Origin of the sequence: Pseudomonas fluorescens, assembly GCF_000968015.1 — a bacterium.
GTDB lineage: Bacteria > Pseudomonadota > Gammaproteobacteria > Pseudomonadales > Pseudomonadaceae > Aquipseudomonas > Aquipseudomonas fluorescens_W.
This window is the reverse complement of sequence record NZ_LACH01000020.1, coordinates 18,837-35,550: the sequence shown is the minus strand read 5'-3', so window position 1 is coordinate 35,550 and position 16,714 is coordinate 18,837. Positions and strand designations below refer to the sequence as shown.

The window sequence follows — 16,714 nt, the reverse complement described above, 5'->3', positions numbered from 1 at the left end:
TGACCATCTCATTAAACCCGGACATGCCGGGTTTTTTATTGCGTCGCAAATTATTGCGGCGAGGTTTCCAGAGGTTCTGGAGTCGGGACTGGAACGGTTTCTACACCGTCGACATCCTTCTGGATCTGGTCCAGCAAAGAACCTGGCTTGACCGGTTTTTCTGGTTTTGGCTTCTCGGCGTTTTCTGTTGGCGCAGCAACTGTAGTGCCGCTGTCCTTGCCGAGAATGGCTTCGTCGCGGCTCACGCCTGGCATGAAATCACCAGAGAGGCTGACAAGCTGATCATTTGGGTTGAAGATAACGCTAATGCGTTCCTGTTGGCGTTCACCGCCACCCGGTTGCAGGCTGTACAGATAATCCCAGCGATCGGCATGGAACGTGTCGGTCAACAGAGGGTTGCCCATGATAAACCGTACTTGCTTGCGGGTCATTCCCGGGCGTAACTGGTCTATCATGTCCTGCGTGACGACATTGCCCTGCTGGATGTCGATTTTGTAAACCCCGGGGAATGAACAACCGGCGAGTGCGAGCAGTCCCACAAAGGTGAAACTGGTTAGCAAGAGCTTGGTGTTTTGCATCGGTGGGCGACTTCCACTATCTTGGCTGGGACAACGTAAACGCCGATCATACCCGCATTAAGAGAAGCTGCGAAGCAGCATCGCGAGAAAGCTGACCATGGTTGAAAATAGCGAACTACGCAAAGCCGGCCTCAAAGTGACCCTTCCACGGGTCAAAATTCTGCAAATGCTCGATTCCGCCGAGCAACGCCACATGAGTGCCGAGGATGTCTACAAGGCGCTGATGGAGGCTGGTGAGGACGTCGGTCTGGCCACGGTTTACCGTGTCCTGACCCAGTTCGAGGCAGCTGGCCTTGTGGTGCGGCACAACTTCGACGGGGGCCATGCGGTCTTCGAGCTGGACGACGGCAAGCATCACGACCATATGGTCAACGTCGAGACCAGTGAAGTGATCGAATTCTTCGACGAAGAAATCGAGCGACTGCAGAAGGCAATCGTCGACAAGTATGGCTTCGAGATGGTTGATCACAATCTTGTGCTGTACGTACGCAAGAAAAAGTAAGCATGTCGCGCGAACTTAAGGTTCGCGAAACGAGCGAAGGCGACCCCAGGGTCGCCTTCGTGCTTTCTGCCAGTCTTAAATTTTCGCGGTGACGACCATTTTCCTGGCATGAGCCAGGGATTCCTTTGTAAGGTCGATGCCGCCCAGCATCCGCGCCACTTCTTCGACACGATCGTTCTTGCTCAGCTTGGAGACGGCTGTGTGAGTGGCATCTTCGCCGCGCACTTTGTGTACGAATAGATGTTGATGGCCCTGCGCTGCAACTTGCGGCAAGTGAGTTACCGTCAATACCTGCCCGCGCTCCCCAAGTCGACGCAGCAATTGGCCCACGATTTCGGCGGTCGGGCCGCCGATGCCCACGTCCACTTCGTCGAACACCAGGGTCGGTACGCGGGAGGTCTGCGCGGTGATCACTTGAATCGCCAGGCTGATCCGTGACAACTCGCCGCCGGATGCCACTTTTGCCAGCGCTTTCAAAGGTTGGCCCGGGTTAGCACTCACCAGCAGCTCTACCTGCTCAAGGCCATTAGGTAGCAGTTCATCACTACTGTTGGGGCGCAGCTCGATGGTGAAGCGCCCGCCCGGCATACCCAGTCGCTGGATTTCATGCTCCACGGCGCAGGCCAGGCTGTTCGACGCCTGATGGCGCAAATCGCTGAGCTCGCGAGCCTTTTCCTGATAGTGACGGGCATAGGAAGCCAGTTCATCGCTCAGTCGCTCGATGGATTCGTCGTTGGCATTCAGGGTTTCGATTTCATCCAGCAAGCGCTGCTGCATCTCGGCCACTTCGGTCGGCTGGATGCGGTGTTTGCGTGCCATGGTATAGATCGCATCAAGGCGTTCCTCCAGGTACTGAAGACGCGCTGGATCGGCATCGAAGTTATCAAGGAAGCGGTTCAGTTCTCCCACGGCTTCTTCGACCTGGATCTGTGCACTGGTCAGCAGGCTGCTGGCTTCACCCAGGGCCCCAATCGAATTGTTGACGCTCGAAAGGCGATTGAGGCTGGCGGTGAGGGCGTTCAGCACATTCCCGGAATCACTTTCGCTGCATTGTTCGACCACTTGCCGGCAAATGCCCAGCAGGGTTTCGGCGTTGGTCAGGTTCTTGTGTTCCTGTTCCAGTTGCTCCAGCTCGTTTTCGCCGAGGCCGAGGTTTTCCAGCTCTTCGAGTTGATAGCTGAGCAATTGATGGCGAGCGCGCTGCTCATCGCCGGAATTGGAAAGGCGTTCCAGCTCCTGGCGGGTCTGGCGCCAGCGTTGGGCAGCCAGGTGTACCTGGCGGGCAAGGTCCGTTGCACCAGCGTACTCGTCGAGCAGACGGCGGTGCGTGTCGGTCTTGAGCAGGGATTGATGTTCGTGCTGGCTGTGGATATCGATCAGTAGTTCACCCAGGGCTTTGAGGTCGCCGAGGGGGCAGGGTGTGCCGTTGATATAACCACGCGAGCGCCCTTCGGCGGTGATCACCCGGCGCAGGATGCACGGGCCATCGCTCTCCAGGTCACGCTCGGCCAGCCAGGCGCTGGCTTCTGGAATATCGACCAGGTCGAAGGTTGCCAGGATATCGGCCTTGTCGGCGCCGGGACGGACTACGCCGCTGTCTGCGCGATCGCCCAGGGTCAGGCCGAGGGCGTCGAGCATGATCGACTTGCCGGCGCCGGTTTCCCCGGTGATCACGCTCATCCCGCGATCGAGTTCGAGATCGAGATGTTCGACGATGGCGTAGTTATGTACGGACAGGTGCACCAGCATAAAGGCCGCTCCCAGGCTTTAGGTCTGGTTATTTATACAGTGTTTTGTTTCTGGCTGACAATGCCCTCCCTTAGCTCGATTTGCTTGATCCGACGAAATCCTTAGTGCGCCCGGGAATGACAATGCAGCTGTTTTTTGTAGGGTTAATAAATAAGCGCCCCTTGAAGCTGAATTTTGCGGCCCCATATAGCTGGGCAGAAGCGCGAGTTGAGCTCGCGGACGATATTGAAAGGAGAAATCTATGGCTGACGAACAGACAGTGGATACGCAAAATCTAGACGCCGATCAGGCTGCCCAGGATTCGGGTGATGAACTGGCGGCTCGTGTTCAAGTGCTCGAAGAGCAATTGGCTGGCGCTCATGATCAGGCTTTGCGTGTAGCAGCTGATCTGCAGAACGTCCGCCGTCGCGCCGAGCAGGATGTAGAAAAGGCTCACAAGTTCGCACTGGAGAAATTCGCCGGTGACTTGTTGCCGATCATCGACAGCCTGGAGCGTGGTCTGGAGTTGTCCAGCCCGGACGACGAAAGCATTCGTCCAATGCGCGAAGGCATCGAGCTGACCCTGAAAATGTTCCAGGACACCCTGAAACGTTATCAGCTGGAAGCGATCGATCCGCATGGCGAACCGTTCAACGCCGTTCAGCATCAGGCAATGGCCATGCAGGAAAGCGCCGACGTCGAGCCGAACAGCGTGCTCAAGGTGTTCCAGAAGGGCTATCAGCTCAACGGTCGCCTGCTGCGCCCGGCCATGGTCGTGGTCAGCAAGGCTCCGGCACCGGTTTCGCCTTCGATTGACGAGCAGGCTTGAAATTAGCCGCAAGGCCCCCATTTAGAAGTCAAGCGTTTAAGTGCTACCGCAGTTAGCCACCACTGCTGCGGCAACCAAATCCAAAGTTTCGGGAGAGTGAACATGGGCAAAATTATCGGTATCGACCTGGGGACTACCAACTCCTGCGTCTCCGTGCTTGAAAACGGCGTAGCCAAAGTTATTGAAAACGCTGAAGGCACGCGTACCACGCCGTCGATCATCGCTTACGCCAACGATGGTGAAATCCTCGTAGGCCAATCGGCCAAGCGTCAGGCTGTGACCAATCCGCACAACACCCTGTATGCGGTGAAGCGTCTGATCGGTCGTAAGTTCGACGAAGAAGTCGTACAGAAAGACATCAAGATGGTTCCGTACAAAATCGCCAAGGCTGATAACGGCGATGCGTGGGTTGAAGTGAACGGCCAGAAAATGTCGCCGCCACAAATCTCGGCTGAAATTCTGAAGAAAATGAAGAAGACCGCCGAAGACTACCTCGGCGAGCCAGTGACCGAAGCGGTGATCACTGTTCCGGCCTACTTCAACGACAGCCAGCGTCAAGCCACCAAAGACGCCGGCCGCATCGCGGGTCTGGACGTAAAACGTATCATCAACGAACCAACCGCAGCCGCTCTGGCTTACGGTATGGACAAGGCGAAGGGCGATCACACCGTGATCGTTTACGACTTGGGCGGCGGTACTTTCGACGTTTCCGTGATCGAAATCGCTGAAGTCGATGGCGAGCACCAGTTCGAAGTACTGGCCACCAACGGTGACACGTTCCTGGGCGGTGAAGACTTTGACATTCGTCTGATCGACTACCTCGTTGACGAATTCAAGAAAGAAAGCGGCATGAACCTTAAAGGTGACCCGCTGGCCATGCAGCGCCTGAAAGAAGCCGCTGAAAAAGCCAAGATCGAACTGTCTTCGAGCAATTCGACCGACGTGAACCTGCCGTACATCACTGCAGACGCCACCGGTCCTAAGCACTTGAACGTGAAAATCTCCCGCGCCAAGCTCGAAGCGCTGGTAGAAGACCTGGTTCAACGCACCATCGAACCTTGCCGCATCGCTCTGAAAGACTCCGGTATCGACATTGGCGCTATCAATGACGTGATCCTGGTCGGCGGTCAGACCCGTATGCCTCTGGTTCAAAAGTTGGTGACCGAGTTCTTCGGTAAAGAAGCACGTAAAGACGTGAACCCGGACGAAGCCGTTGCCATGGGTGCTGCTATCCAGGGCGCAGTATTGGCCGGTGACGTGAAAGACGTTCTGCTGCTGGACGTTAGCCCGCTGACCCTGGGTATCGAAACCATGGGTGGCGTGATGACCGCGCTGATCGAGAAAAACACCACGATTCCTACCAAGAAATCGCAAGTGTTCTCGACTGCCGACGACAACCAGGGCGCTGTGACCATTCACGTGCTGCAAGGTGAGCGTAAGCAAGCCGCTCAGAACAAGTCTTTGGGCAAGTTCGACCTGGCCGAGATTCCACCAGCCCCACGTGGCGTGCCACAAATTGAAGTGACCTTCGACATCGACGCCAACGGCATTCTGCATGTAGGCGCCAAAGACAAGGCTACCGGCAAGACTCAGTCGATCGTGATCAAGGCCAACTCCGGTCTGTCCGAGGAAGAAATTCAGCAGATGATTCGCGATGCTGAAGCCAACGTCGACGCAGATCGCCAGTTCGAAGAGCTGGCAACTGCTCGCAACCAGGGCGATGCGCTGGTTCACTCGACTCGCAAAATGGTCGCAGACGCTGGCGATAAAGTGACGGCTGAAGAGAAGACTGCAATCGAAGCTGCTGTTGTTGCCCTGGAAGCCGCTGTCAAAGGCGACGACAAGGCCGCGATCGAAGCCAAGGTTGAAGAGCTGTCGAAAGTCTCCGCTCCAGTAGCGCAGAAGATGTACGCCGAGCAGGCTCAACCTGCTGAAGGTGCTGCACCGCAAGGCGAATCGGCTGAGAAGGCTGACGACGTCGTCGACGCTGAGTTCGAAGAAGTCAAAGACCACAAGTAAGTTGTTGGTCGGCCGGTTGACTGCCTTTAGGCAGTGACTGGTAGGATGTCGCCGCGCGGGGGCTTGCTCCCGCGTTGGCGTGTCTGGAGTTAGCGAATTTTTACAGCATGCGACAAGGCTCGTGTGTTGGCGGTATGGCCGGGAATGCTCCTGCTTTTCGAGCCGAAAGTACCGCATGAATCAAAGACCAGGATCGTTGAATTGACGTGAGTTGGGTCCGGGCCTGTATTGGGGCTCAACGAGTTTGGCAAGGCTCAGGAGAGGTTTGCCGAACGTCCTTAAGAGTGCAAAGACTTATGGCAAAGCGTGACTATTACGAAGTATTGGGTGTTGAGCGTGGCTCAAGCGAAGCAGACCTGAAAAAGGCCTACCGTCGCCTGGCGATGAAGCACCACCCGGACCGTAATCCCGATGACAAAGCGTCGGAAGATATGTTCAAGGAGGCCAACGAGGCCTACGAGGTACTGTCCGATTCCAGCAAGCGCGCGGCCTACGACCAGTACGGTCATGCCGGTGTTGACCCAAGCATGGGTGGCGGCGGTGCCGGGTTTGGCGGTCAGAACTTCTCCGACATCTTTGGTGATGTCTTCAGTGACTTCTTCGGCGGCGGTCGCGGCGGTTCTCGTGGCGGCGCTCAGCGCGGCAGCGACCTGCGCTACACCCTGGAACTGAATCTGGAAGAAGCGGTGCGCGGTACGACCGTCAATATCCGTGTTCCTACATTGGTCAACTGCAAGCCGTGCGACGGTTCGGGGGCCAAGAAAGGCTCCTCGCCGATCACTTGCCCGACTTGTGGCGGTATCGGTCAAGTCCGTATGCAGCAGGGCTTTTTCTCGGTGCAGCAGACATGCCCGCGCTGCCATGGCCAGGGCAAGATCATTTCCGATCCGTGCGACTCGTGCGACGGTCAAGGTCGTGTCGAAGAGTACAAAACCCTCTCGGTGAAAGTGCCGGCCGGTGTCGATACCGGTGATCGCATTCGTCTGTCCGGCGAAGGCGAGGCGGGTGCTCAGGGTGGCCCGACTGGCGACCTGTACGTGGTGATCAACGTGCGTGAGCACGCGATCTTCCAGCGCGACGGCAAGCACCTGTTCTGCGAAGTGCCAATCAGTTTTGTCGATGCTGCGCTGGGTGGCGAGCTGGAGATTCCGACCCTTGATGGTCGCGTCAAACTGAAAATCCCTGAAGGGACTCAGACCGGCAAGCAGTTCCGTGTTCGCGGCAAGGGCGTTGCGCCAGTGCGCGGCGGCGGTGCTGGTGACTTGATGTGCCGAGTGGCGGTCGAAACCCCTGTCAATCTGGGGCGTCGTCAGCGCGAACTGCTGGAAGAGTTCCGTAGTTCGCTGGCCGATGACAACAGCCATTCGCCTAAAACCACTGGTTGGTTCGAAGGCGTGAAGCGCTTCTTCGGCGATTTGTAAGGAGTCGGCATGCGACGTATAGCTGTGATGGGCGCTGCCGGGCGCATGGGTAAGATTCTGGTCGAGGCGGTGCAGCAGCGCGCGCCGCTGACCGGGCTGACGGCAGCCATCGTACGCCCCGGCAGTACGCTGATTGGCGTGGATGCTGGTGAGTTGGCCTCGCTGGGGCGTATCGGCGTTCCATTGTCCGGCAATCTGGACGCGGTAGCTGATGAGTTCGACGTGCTGATCGACTTCACGCTCCCGGAAGTCATGCTGAAAAACCTGGCGTTCTGTCGTAAGGCGGGCAAGGCCATGGTGATCGGCACGACAGGGCTGGACGCCGCGCAGAAGCAGTTGCTGGCCGAGGCCGGCAAGGATATTCCGATCGTGTTCGCGGCCAATTTCAGTGTCGGTGTAAACCTGTCGCTGAAGCTGCTCGACATGGCTGCTCGTGTGCTGGGTGATGACGCGGATATCGAGATCATCGAGGCTCATCATCGGCACAAGATCGATGCGCCTTCAGGTACGGCTCTGCGCATGGGCGAAGTCATCGCAAGCGCCCTGGATCGTGATCTGCAGAAGGTTGCGGTTTATGGTCGTGAAGGCCATACCGGTGCTCGCGAGCGTGAAACGATCGGCTTTGCCACTGTTCGCGGTGGTGATGTGGTCGGCGATCATACGGTGCTGTTCGCCTGTGAGGGCGAGCGACTGGAGATCACGCATAAAGCTTCCAGTCGCATGACCTTCGCCAAGGGCGCGGTACGTGCTGCGTTGTGGTTGGACGGACGTGAGTCGGGTCTTTACGACATGCAAGATGTACTCGATCTGCGTTAAGATGCGCCCTAAATCGGGTTCAAGCAGTGTGTTTGAGCCCGGTTTTACTCCGCCAAGCGACGTCCTGTCGCATTCTCCGGCCTTTAAGGCTCATTGGCGGTAGACCAAAAATGCCTTTTTCTGTAAGCTACAGCTTTAGTGTGTCCACTAAAAGCGCGCAGAATTATTCGGTGAAGAAGCGGGGTGACGTGTCCATACGTCACTCCGCTTTTTTACAACCTGCGATCGCCCTTTCAGGCTTTATTTACGGGAGGTCTTCTTGACTAAGCCAGCCATACTCGCCCTTGCTGATGGCAGCATTTTTCGCGGCGAAGCCATTGGAGCCGACGGTCAAACCGTTGGTGAGGTGGTGTTCAACACCGCAATGACCGGCTATCAGGAAATCCTTACCGATCCTTCCTACGCCCAACAGATTGTTACCCTGACTTACCCGCACATCGGCAACACCGGCACCACGCCGGAAGACGCCGAGTCCGACCGCGTCTGGTCCGCGGGCCTGGTTATCCGTGACCTGCCGCTGGTTGCGAGCAACTGGCGTAACACGATGTCTCTGTCCGACTACCTGAAAGCCAACAACGTTGTGGCAATCGCCGGTATCGACACTCGCCGCCTGACGCGCATCCTGCGTGAAAAAGGCGCGCAGAACGGCTGCATCATGGCCGGTGACAACATTTCCGAAGAAGCCGCCATCGCCGCCGCCCAGGGTTTCCCTGGCCTCAAAGGCATGGACCTGGCGAAAGTCGTCAGCACCAAAGAGAAATACGAGTGGCGCTCGACTGTCTGGGATTTGAAAACCGACAGCCACGCAACCATCGAAGCCTCTGAGCTGCCGTACCACGTGGTTGCCTACGACTACGGCGTCAAGCTGAACATCCTGCGCATGCTCGTCGAGCGCGGTTGCCGCGTGACCGTGGTGCCGGCACAGACGCCAGCTGCTGAAGCGCTGGCATTGAAGCCGGACGGCGTGTTCCTGTCCAACGGCCCTGGTGACCCGGAGCCTTGCGACTACGCGATCCAGGCGATCAAAGATGTGCTGGAAACCGACATTCCGGTCTTCGGTATCTGCCTTGGTCACCAACTGCTGGCCCTGGCCTCCGGTGCCAAGACCCTGAAAATGGGTCATGGTCACCACGGTGCCAACCACCCGGTCCAGGATCTGGATACCGGTGTGGTGATGATCACCAGCCAGAACCACGGTTTTGCGGTAGACGACGCGACCCTGCCAGCCAACGTCCGGGCGATCCACAAATCGCTGTTCGACGGCACCCTGCAAGGTATCGAGCGTACCGACAAGAGCGCCTTCAGCTTCCAGGGTCACCCTGAAGCCAGCCCTGGCCCGAACGACGTAGCACCACTGTTTGATCGCTTCATCAACGAAATGGCCAAGCGACGTTAATCGCTCGCCTTGATGTAGCAAAGCTTGAGGGCGGTCCCGACACCCGGTGGCCCCCTCAAGTCTTCAAAGATTGAACAAGACGGCTTGCCGACTGACCTGCGGATTTGAGTGACAAACCCATGCCAAAACGTACAGACATTAAAAGCATCCTGATTCTCGGCGCTGGCCCGATCGTGATCGGCCAGGCCTGCGAATTCGACTACTCCGGCGCCCAGGCCTGTAAAGCCCTGCGCGAGGAGGGTTACCGCGTCATCCTGGTGAACTCCAACCCAGCGACCATCATGACCGACCCGGACATGGCCGACGCCACTTACATCGAGCCGATCAAGTGGCAGACCGTTGCCAAGATCATCGAGAAAGAGCGTCCGGACGCGCTGCTGCCGACCATGGGTGGCCAGACCGCTCTGAACTGCGCACTGGATCTGGAGCGCGAAGGCGTTCTGGAGAAGTTCGGCGTAGAGATGATCGGCGCCAACGCTGACACCATCGACAAGGCCGAAGACCGTTCGCGCTTCGACAAGGCGATGAAATCCATCGGCCTGGACTGCCCGCGCTCGGGTATCGCCCACAGCATGGAAGAGGCCAATGTGGTCCTCGAGAAGCTCGGCTTCCCGTGCATCATCCGTCCGTCCTTCACCATGGGCGGCACCGGTGGCGGTATCGCTTACAACCGTGAAGAGTTCGAAGAAATCTGCGCCCGCGGCCTCGACCTGTCGCCGACCAAAGAGCTGCTGATCGACGAATCCCTGATCGGCTGGAAAGAGTATGAGATGGAGGTTGTCCGCGATAAGAAGGACAACTGCATCATCGTCTGCTCCATCGAAAACTTTGACCCGATGGGCGTGCACACCGGTGACTCGATCACCGTTGCTCCTGCACAAACCCTGACGGACAAGGAATACCAGATCATGCGTAACGCCTCGTTGGCGGTACTGCGTGAGATCGGCGTGGAAACCGGCGGCTCCAACGTTCAGTTTGGCATCTGCCCGGACACTGGCCGTATGGTCGTGATCGAGATGAACCCGCGTGTATCCCGCTCTTCGGCACTGGCCTCGAAAGCCACTGGTTTCCCGATTGCGCGTATCGCTGCCAAGCTGGCGATCGGCTACACCCTGGATGAGCTGCAGAACGAAATCACCGGCGGCGCTACGCCTGCATCCTTCGAGCCGTCCATCGACTACGTCGTGACCAAGCTGCCACGCTTCGCCTTCGAGAAATTCCCGAAAGCCGACGCGCGCCTGACCACTCAAATGAAGTCGGTGGGTGAAGTCATGGCCATCGGCCGGACTTTCCAGGAATCCCTGCAGAAAGCCCTGCGCGGTCTGGAAGTGGGCGTTTGCGGCCTGGACGAGAAGCTCGACCTGAGCAATCCGGAAAGCATGAGCATCCTCAAGCGCGAACTGACCGTGCCGGGTGCCGAGCGTATCTGGTACGTGGCTGACGCCTTCCGCGCCGGCCTGTCGGTCGAAGACATCTTCGGCATGAACATGATTGACCCGTGGTTCCTGGTACAGATCGAAGATCTGATCAAGGAAGAAGAGAAGATCAAGACCCTGGGTCTGGCCAGCATCGACCGCGACTTGATGTTCCGCCTCAAGCGCAAAGGCTTCTCCGATATGCGTCTGGCCAAGTTGCTGGGCGTGACCGAGAAGGCTCTGCGTCGCCACCGTCACAAGCTGGAGATCTTCCCGGTCTACAAGCGCGTTGACACCTGCGCGGCCGAGTTCGCCACCGACACCGCCTACATGTACTCAACTTACGAGGAAGAGTGCGAAGCTGCGCCGTCGGGCCGCGACAAAATCATGATCCTCGGCGGCGGTCCTAACCGTATCGGCCAGGGCATCGAGTTCGACTACTGCTGCGTACACGCGGCATTGGCCCTGCGTGAAGACGGTTACGAGACCATCATGGTCAACTGCAACCCGGAAACCGTTTCCACCGACTACGACACCTCCGATCGCCTGTACTTCGAACCAGTGACCCTGGAAGACGTGCTGGAAATCGTCCGCGTCGAGAAGCCGAAAGGCGTGATCGTCCAGTACGGCGGCCAAACCCCGCTGAAACTGGCTCGTGCCCTGGAAGAAGCCGGCGTGCCAATCATCGGCACCAGCCCTGACGCTATCGACCGTGCCGAAGACCGCGAGCGTTTCCAGCAAATGGTTGAGCGCCTGAACCTGCGTCAGCCGCCAAACGCCACCGTGCGCAGCGAAGACGAAGCTATTCGTGCGGCCAGCAAGATCGGTTACCCGCTGGTCGTTCGTCCGTCCTACGTACTGGGCGGCCGCGCGATGGAAATCGTTTACGAAGAAGAAGAGCTCAAGCGCTACCTGCGTGATGCGGTGAAAGTGTCCAACGACAGCCCGGTGCTGCTCGACCACTTCCTCAACTGCGCTATCGAAATGGACGTGGATGCGGTTTGCGACGGCACCGACGTGGTGATCGGCGCGATCATGCAACACATCGAGCAGGCCGGCGTTCACTCCGGTGACTCCGCGTGCTCCCTGCCGCCGTACTCGCTGCCTGCTCACATCCAGGACGAGATGCGCGAACAGGTCAAGAAAATGGCCCTGGAGCTGGGTGTTGTCGGCCTGATGAACGTTCAGTTGGCGCTGCAAGGCGAAGACATCTACGTCATCGAAGTCAACCCGCGCGCTTCCCGTACCGTACCGTTCGTGTCCAAGTGCATCGGTGTTTCCCTGGCGATGATCGCGGCTCGCGTGATGGCCGGTAAAACCCTGAAGGAAATCGGTTTCACCAAAGAAATCATTCCGAACTTCTACAGTGTGAAAGAGGCGGTGTTCCCATTCGCCAAATTCCCTGGTGTGGACCCGATCCTGGGCCCAGAGATGAAGTCCACTGGTGAAGTGATGGGCGTGGGCGACACCTTCGGTGAAGCGTTTGCCAAAGCCCAGATGGGCGCCAGCGAAGTGCTGCCGACCGGCGGTACCGCGTTCATCAGCGTCCGTGATGACGACAAGCCACTGGTTGCAGGCGTGGCCCGTGATCTGATCAACTTGGGCTTCGAAGTTGTCGCCACTGCCGGTACTGCCAAGCTGATCGAAGCCGCAGGCCTGAAAGTGCGTCGTGTGAACAAGGTGACCGAGGGTCGTCCGCACGTGGTCGACATGATCAAGAATGACGAAGTCACCCTGATCATCAACACCACCGAAGGTCGTCAATCGATCGCTGATTCGTACTCCATTCGTCGTAATGCCTTGCAGCACAAGATTTACTGCACCACTACCATTGCTGCTGGCGAAGCTATCTGCGAAGCGCTGAAGTTCGGTCCCGAGAAGACCGTGCGCCGCTTGCAGGATCTACACGCAGGATTGAAGGCATGAGCATAACCAAGTACCCAATGACTGTTCAGGGCGCGAAAGCCCTGGAAGAAGAACACGCTCACCTGACCAAGGTCGTCCGTCCGAAGCTCAGCCAGGACATCGGTACGGCCCGCGAGCTGGGTGACTTGAAAGAAAACGCCGAATACCACGCTGCTCGCGAGCAGCAAGGTATGGTCGAGGCACGGATCCGCGACATCGAAGGCCGCATGCAGAACGCGGTGATCATTGATGTCACGACCATTCCTCACACCGGCAAAGTGATCTTCGGCACCACCGTTGAAATCGCCAACGTCGAGACGGATGAAAGCGTCACTTACCACATCGTTGGTGAGGATGAGGCTGACTTCAAGCTCGGCAAGATTTCGGTCGGCTCGCCATTGGCCCGCGCCTTGATTGCCAAGGAAGAGGGTGATGTGGTTGCCGTGAAAACGCCTGGCGGCGTTATCGAGTACGAGATTGTCGAAGTTCGCCACATCTAAGCGCCGGCGCCCGCTACGTGCGGGCGCCATGCTTTGGCAGCTGACTCAGATGTTGTGGGTGGGTGGCCTGTGGCTGTTGCACATTGGTCTGCTGCCGGTGCTGGGCAAGATTGGCCTGGCACCGCTGCTGATCGACGAAATTGCAGGCATGCTCGATGCGCTGATGGTGGGTTTCGCCACAGCGTGCGTGATTTTTCAGGCTTTGGTGCTGTTTCAGGCCGAAGGCCTCGTCAGTCTATGGCGCGATATTCGTGGGCAACTGCTGATGATGGCGCTGTATGCGTGTGCGATGTTTTTCGCGGTGCGCTTCGGTTGGCCGAATGCAGTGCGTTGGCAGGTGTTCAGCTATCTTGTTCTGGGCTTTTGCGGGCTGGTGCTGGTGTTGCAGCCGGTGCCTGGATGGAGTGGCAGGGTGCGCGAAGCACACCCTTGACCCTTGTCATCACTTGAAGCGATGGACGTTCGACAACTGCTTGTTGACGCTGAAGTTCTTGCGGTAAATCAGTGCCATCTTGCCGATGACCTGAACCAGGTCCGCTTTGCCGACCTTGCACAGTTCTGCAATGTTCGCCAGGCGCGACTCGCGATCGAGGATGTTGAGCTTGATTTTGATCAGCTCGTGATCCGCCAAAGCGCGTTCAAGTTCGGCTAACACACCTTCAGTCAAACCGTTGTCAGCCACAATCAAAACTGGTTTCAGATGGTGGCCAATGGATTTGTACTGTTTCTTCTGCTCTTGAGTGAGCGGCATAATCTGACCCTTTAGTCTGGATTCTGTAAAATGGCGGCCATTTTACCCGAGGGTTCGTGGATCCGCCCAATTAATCACGACCCTTATCATCGAGGTGCCCAATGGCGCGTTCCAAGACAAGCCTTGGTTGGCTGAAAAGACATGTCAATGATCCGTATGTGAAGCAGGCGCAGAAGGATGGCTACCGCTCGCGTGCGAGTTACAAGCTTCTGGAGGTCCAAGAGAAATACAAGCTGATCCGTCCGGGTATGAGCGTTGTCGACCTGGGGGCGGCGCCCGGCGGCTGGTCGCAGGTCACTAGCCGGCTGATCGGAGGTCAGGGGCGACTGATAGCCTCGGACATCCTCGAAATGGACAGCATTCCGGACGTGACTTTCATCCAGGGTGACTTCACCCAGGACGAAGTGCTCGCTCAGATCCTTGAAGCCGTGGGTAATTCGCAGGTGGACCTTGTGATTTCCGATATGGCCCCCAATATGAGTGGTACGCCTGCCGTAGACATGCCAAAAGCCATGTTTCTTTGCGAGCTGGCTCTTGATCTGGCGGCTCGGATACTCAAGCCGGGTGGTAATTTCGTGATCAAGGTTTTTCAGGGTGAGGGGTTTGATGCTTACGTGAAGGACGCTCGTCAGAAATTCGACAAGGTCCAGATGATCAAGCCGGACTCTTCCCGTGGCAGTTCCCGCGAGCAATACATGCTGGCTTGGGGTTACCGCGGCCGTAGTGAGTAAAACGAGGTTTTTTTGTGGGGTGATAGGTTTTTCGTATTTCGCCCCGCGTGCATAAACGAATATTGTGTAGAAAGTGTTTCACAAAGGGTTACAGACGGCGCCTGCCAGAGCCGTAGGTAATGTAGTAAGTTAGGCCGGTGAATATCATGCGAAGCGCGCGCCATTAGCGGAGCTTGCTTCAGAGGGTAGTTAATTGAACGATATGGCAAAGAATCTGATCCTGTGGTTGATCATCGCGGCTGTCCTGGTGACAGTGATGAACAACTTCTCCAGCCCTAACGAGCCGCAGACCCTCAACTATTCCGACTTCATCCAGCAGGTCAAGGATGGAAAGGTCGAGCGCGTAGCGGTTGACGGCTACGTGATTACCGGCAAACGCAACGATGGCGACAGCTTCAAGACCATTCGTCCGGCAATTCAGGACAACGGTTTGATCGGCGACCTCGTGGACAACCATGTCGTAGTTGAAGGCAAGCAGCCTGAACAGCAAAGCATCTGGACTCAGCTCCTGGTCGCAAGCTTCCCGATCCTGGTGATCATCGCCGTGTTCATGTTTTTCATGCGGCAGATGCAGGGCGGTGCAGGTGGCAAGGGCGGGCCGATGAGCTTCGGCAAGAGCAAGGCGCGCCTGCTCTCCGAAGATCAGGTGAAAACCACCTTGGGTGACGTTGCCGGTTGTGACGAAGCCAAGGAAGAAGTTGGTGAGCTGGTCGAGTTCCTGCGTGATCCGGGCAAGTTTCAACGTCTGGGTGGTCGCATTCCTCGCGGCGTGCTGATGGTGGGGCCTCCAGGTACCGGTAAAACGTTGCTCGCCAAAGCGATTGCAGGCGAAGCAAAAGTACCGTTCTTCACTATTTCTGGTTCCGATTTTGTCGAAATGTTTGTCGGTGTCGGTGCCAGCCGTGTTCGTGACATGTTCGAGCAGGCCAAGAAACACGCGCCATGCATCATCTTCATCGATGAAATCGACGCCGTCGGTCGTCATCGTGGTGCCGGGATGGGTGGCGGTCACGATGAGCGCGAGCAGACTCTCAACCAGTTGCTGGTAGAGATGGACGGCTTCGAAATGAACGACGGCATTATCGTCATCGCTGCAACCAACCGTCCGGACGTACTGGACCCTGCGTTGCTTCGTCCAGGCCGTTTCGACCGTCAGGTTGTCGTCGGTCTGCCGGATATCCGTGGTCGCGAGCAGATTCTCAAGGTTCACATGCGAAAAGTGCCAATGGGTGACGACGTCGCTCCGGCCGTGATCGCTCGTGGTACCCCTGGTTTCTCTGGTGCCGACCTGGCTAACCTGGTGAACGAAGCGTCGTTGTTCGCGGCCCGTGCCGGCAAGCGCATCGTCGAAATGAAAGAGTTCGAACTGGCTAAAGACAAGATCATGATGGGCGCCGAGCGCAAATCCATGGTCATGTCCGAGAAAGAGAAGCAGAACACCGCTTACCACGAGGCAGGTCACGCTATTGTTGGGCGCGTCGTGCCTGAGCATGACCCGGTCTATAAGGTGTCGATCATCCCGCGCGGTCGTGCGCTGGGTGTGACCATGTTTCTGCCGGAAGAAGATCGCTACAGCCTGTCCAAGCGTGCGTTGATCAGTCAGATCTGCTCGTTGTACGGCGGCCGTATTGCTGAAGAAATGACCTTGGGCTTCGACGGCGTCACCACCGGTGCGTCAAACGACATCATGCGTGCCAGCCAGATTGCACGGAACATGGTGACCAAGTGGGGCTTGTCGGAAAAACTCGGCCCGTTGATGTACGCAGAAGAAGAGGGCGAAGTGTTCCTCGGTCGCGGCGGTGGCGGTCAGGGTGCAAGCTTCTCCGGTGAGACAGCCAAGTTGATCGACTCCGAGGTGCGCAGCATCATTGATCAGTGCTACGGCACGGCGAAGCAGATCCTCACTGATAACCGTGACAAGCTCGACGCCATGGCTGATGCCTTGATGAAGTACGAAACGATCGACGCTGATCAGATCGACGACATCATGGCGGGTCGTACGCCTCGTGAACCTCGCGACTGGTCAGGCGGCGGCACCGGTACCTCCGGAACTCCTCCGGTGGCACAGGATCCGCGTCCGGAAACACCGATCGGCGGTCCGGCTGCTGACGTTTAAGGTTTGA

14 protein-coding genes are annotated in these 16,714 nt (G+C 57.5%); 11 read left to right on the top strand and 3 right to left on the bottom strand.

Translation table 11 applies throughout. The features are described 5' to 3' along the window. Positions 1–50: 50 nt before the first annotated feature. A complete protein-coding gene (locus VD17_RS12345) occupies positions 51–578 on the bottom strand; it encodes an outer membrane protein assembly factor BamE (RefSeq protein WP_033058138.1) in 528 nt (175 codons plus the stop codon). Between the two features lie 97 nt (positions 579–675). Between VD17_RS12345 and fur the strand changes: the two genes are divergently transcribed. Continuing rightward, entirely contained in the window at positions 676–1,080 is a 405-nt protein-coding gene (gene fur, locus VD17_RS12340; protein ID WP_003197684.1) for a ferric iron uptake transcriptional regulator, read from the top strand. 75 nt (positions 1,081–1,155) lie between these two features. Here the strand turns inward: fur and recN are convergent, their stop codons facing one another. After that, positions 1,156–2,829: a DNA repair protein RecN gene (recN, locus tag VD17_RS12335; protein WP_046054050.1), complete on the bottom strand. Its 1,674-nt coding sequence runs from the start codon at positions 2,827–2,829 to the stop codon at positions 1,156–1,158. 241 nt (positions 2,830–3,070) lie between these two features. Between recN and grpE the strand changes: the two genes are divergently transcribed. The 8 genes from grpE (at position 3,071) to VD17_RS12295 (ending at position 13,542) form a co-directional block, all read left to right on the top strand. After that, entirely contained in the window at positions 3,071–3,637 is a 567-nt protein-coding gene (gene grpE / locus VD17_RS12330; RefSeq protein WP_033058135.1) for a nucleotide exchange factor GrpE, read from the top strand. A 102-nt stretch (positions 3,638–3,739) separates the two neighbouring features. Further along, entirely contained in the window at positions 3,740–5,656 is a 1,917-nt protein-coding gene (gene dnaK, locus VD17_RS12325) for a molecular chaperone DnaK (RefSeq protein ID WP_008149038.1), read from the top strand. 296 nt (positions 5,657–5,952) lie between these two features. Further along, complete coding sequence (gene dnaJ, locus VD17_RS12320; protein WP_008149037.1) at positions 5,953–7,077, top strand: molecular chaperone DnaJ; 1,125 nt, start codon at positions 5,953–5,955, stop codon at positions 7,075–7,077. A 9-nt stretch (positions 7,078–7,086) separates the two neighbouring features. After that, on the top strand, positions 7,087–7,893 hold the full coding sequence (dapB, locus tag VD17_RS12315) for a 4-hydroxy-tetrahydrodipicolinate reductase (protein WP_046054049.1): 807 nt from the start codon (positions 7,087–7,089) through the stop codon (positions 7,891–7,893). A gap of 259 nt (positions 7,894–8,152) precedes the next feature. After that, positions 8,153–9,289 (top strand): glutamine-hydrolyzing carbamoyl-phosphate synthase small subunit, encoded by a 1,137-nt coding sequence (carA, locus tag VD17_RS12310; protein ID WP_046054048.1) that lies wholly within the window; start codon positions 8,153–8,155, stop codon positions 9,287–9,289. Between the two features lie 119 nt (positions 9,290–9,408). Next, entirely contained in the window at positions 9,409–12,630 is a 3,222-nt protein-coding gene (gene carB, locus VD17_RS12305; RefSeq protein ID WP_046054047.1) for a carbamoyl-phosphate synthase large subunit, read from the top strand. A gap of 2 nt (positions 12,631–12,632) precedes the next feature. Beyond that, a complete protein-coding gene (greA, locus tag VD17_RS12300; protein ID WP_033058235.1) occupies positions 12,633–13,109 on the top strand; it encodes a transcription elongation factor GreA in 477 nt (158 codons plus the stop codon). A gap of 28 nt (positions 13,110–13,137) precedes the next feature. Then, complete coding sequence (locus tag VD17_RS12295; protein WP_046054046.1) at positions 13,138–13,542, top strand: hypothetical protein; 405 nt, start codon at positions 13,138–13,140, stop codon at positions 13,540–13,542. A gap of 9 nt (positions 13,543–13,551) precedes the next feature. Here VD17_RS12295 and VD17_RS12290 read toward each other — a convergent pair whose 3' ends face one another. Further along, positions 13,552–13,860 carry a YhbY family RNA-binding protein gene (locus VD17_RS12290; RefSeq protein WP_008057408.1) on the bottom strand — a complete coding sequence of 103 codons (309 nt, stop codon included), beginning with the start codon at positions 13,858–13,860 and terminating at the stop codon, positions 13,552–13,554. Positions 13,861–13,961: 101 nt separating this feature from the next. Here VD17_RS12290 and rlmE point away from each other — a divergent pair, with 101 nt between their 5' ends. Then, positions 13,962–14,591, top strand: coding sequence for a 23S rRNA (uridine(2552)-2'-O)-methyltransferase RlmE (gene rlmE / locus VD17_RS12285; protein WP_046054045.1), 630 nt, complete (start codon positions 13,962–13,964; stop codon positions 14,589–14,591). A gap of 202 nt (positions 14,592–14,793) precedes the next feature. Continuing rightward, positions 14,794–16,707, top strand: coding sequence for an ATP-dependent zinc metalloprotease FtsH (gene ftsH / locus VD17_RS12280; RefSeq protein ID WP_033058123.1), 1,914 nt, complete (start codon positions 14,794–14,796; stop codon positions 16,705–16,707). Positions 16,708–16,714: the final 7 nt, after the last annotated feature.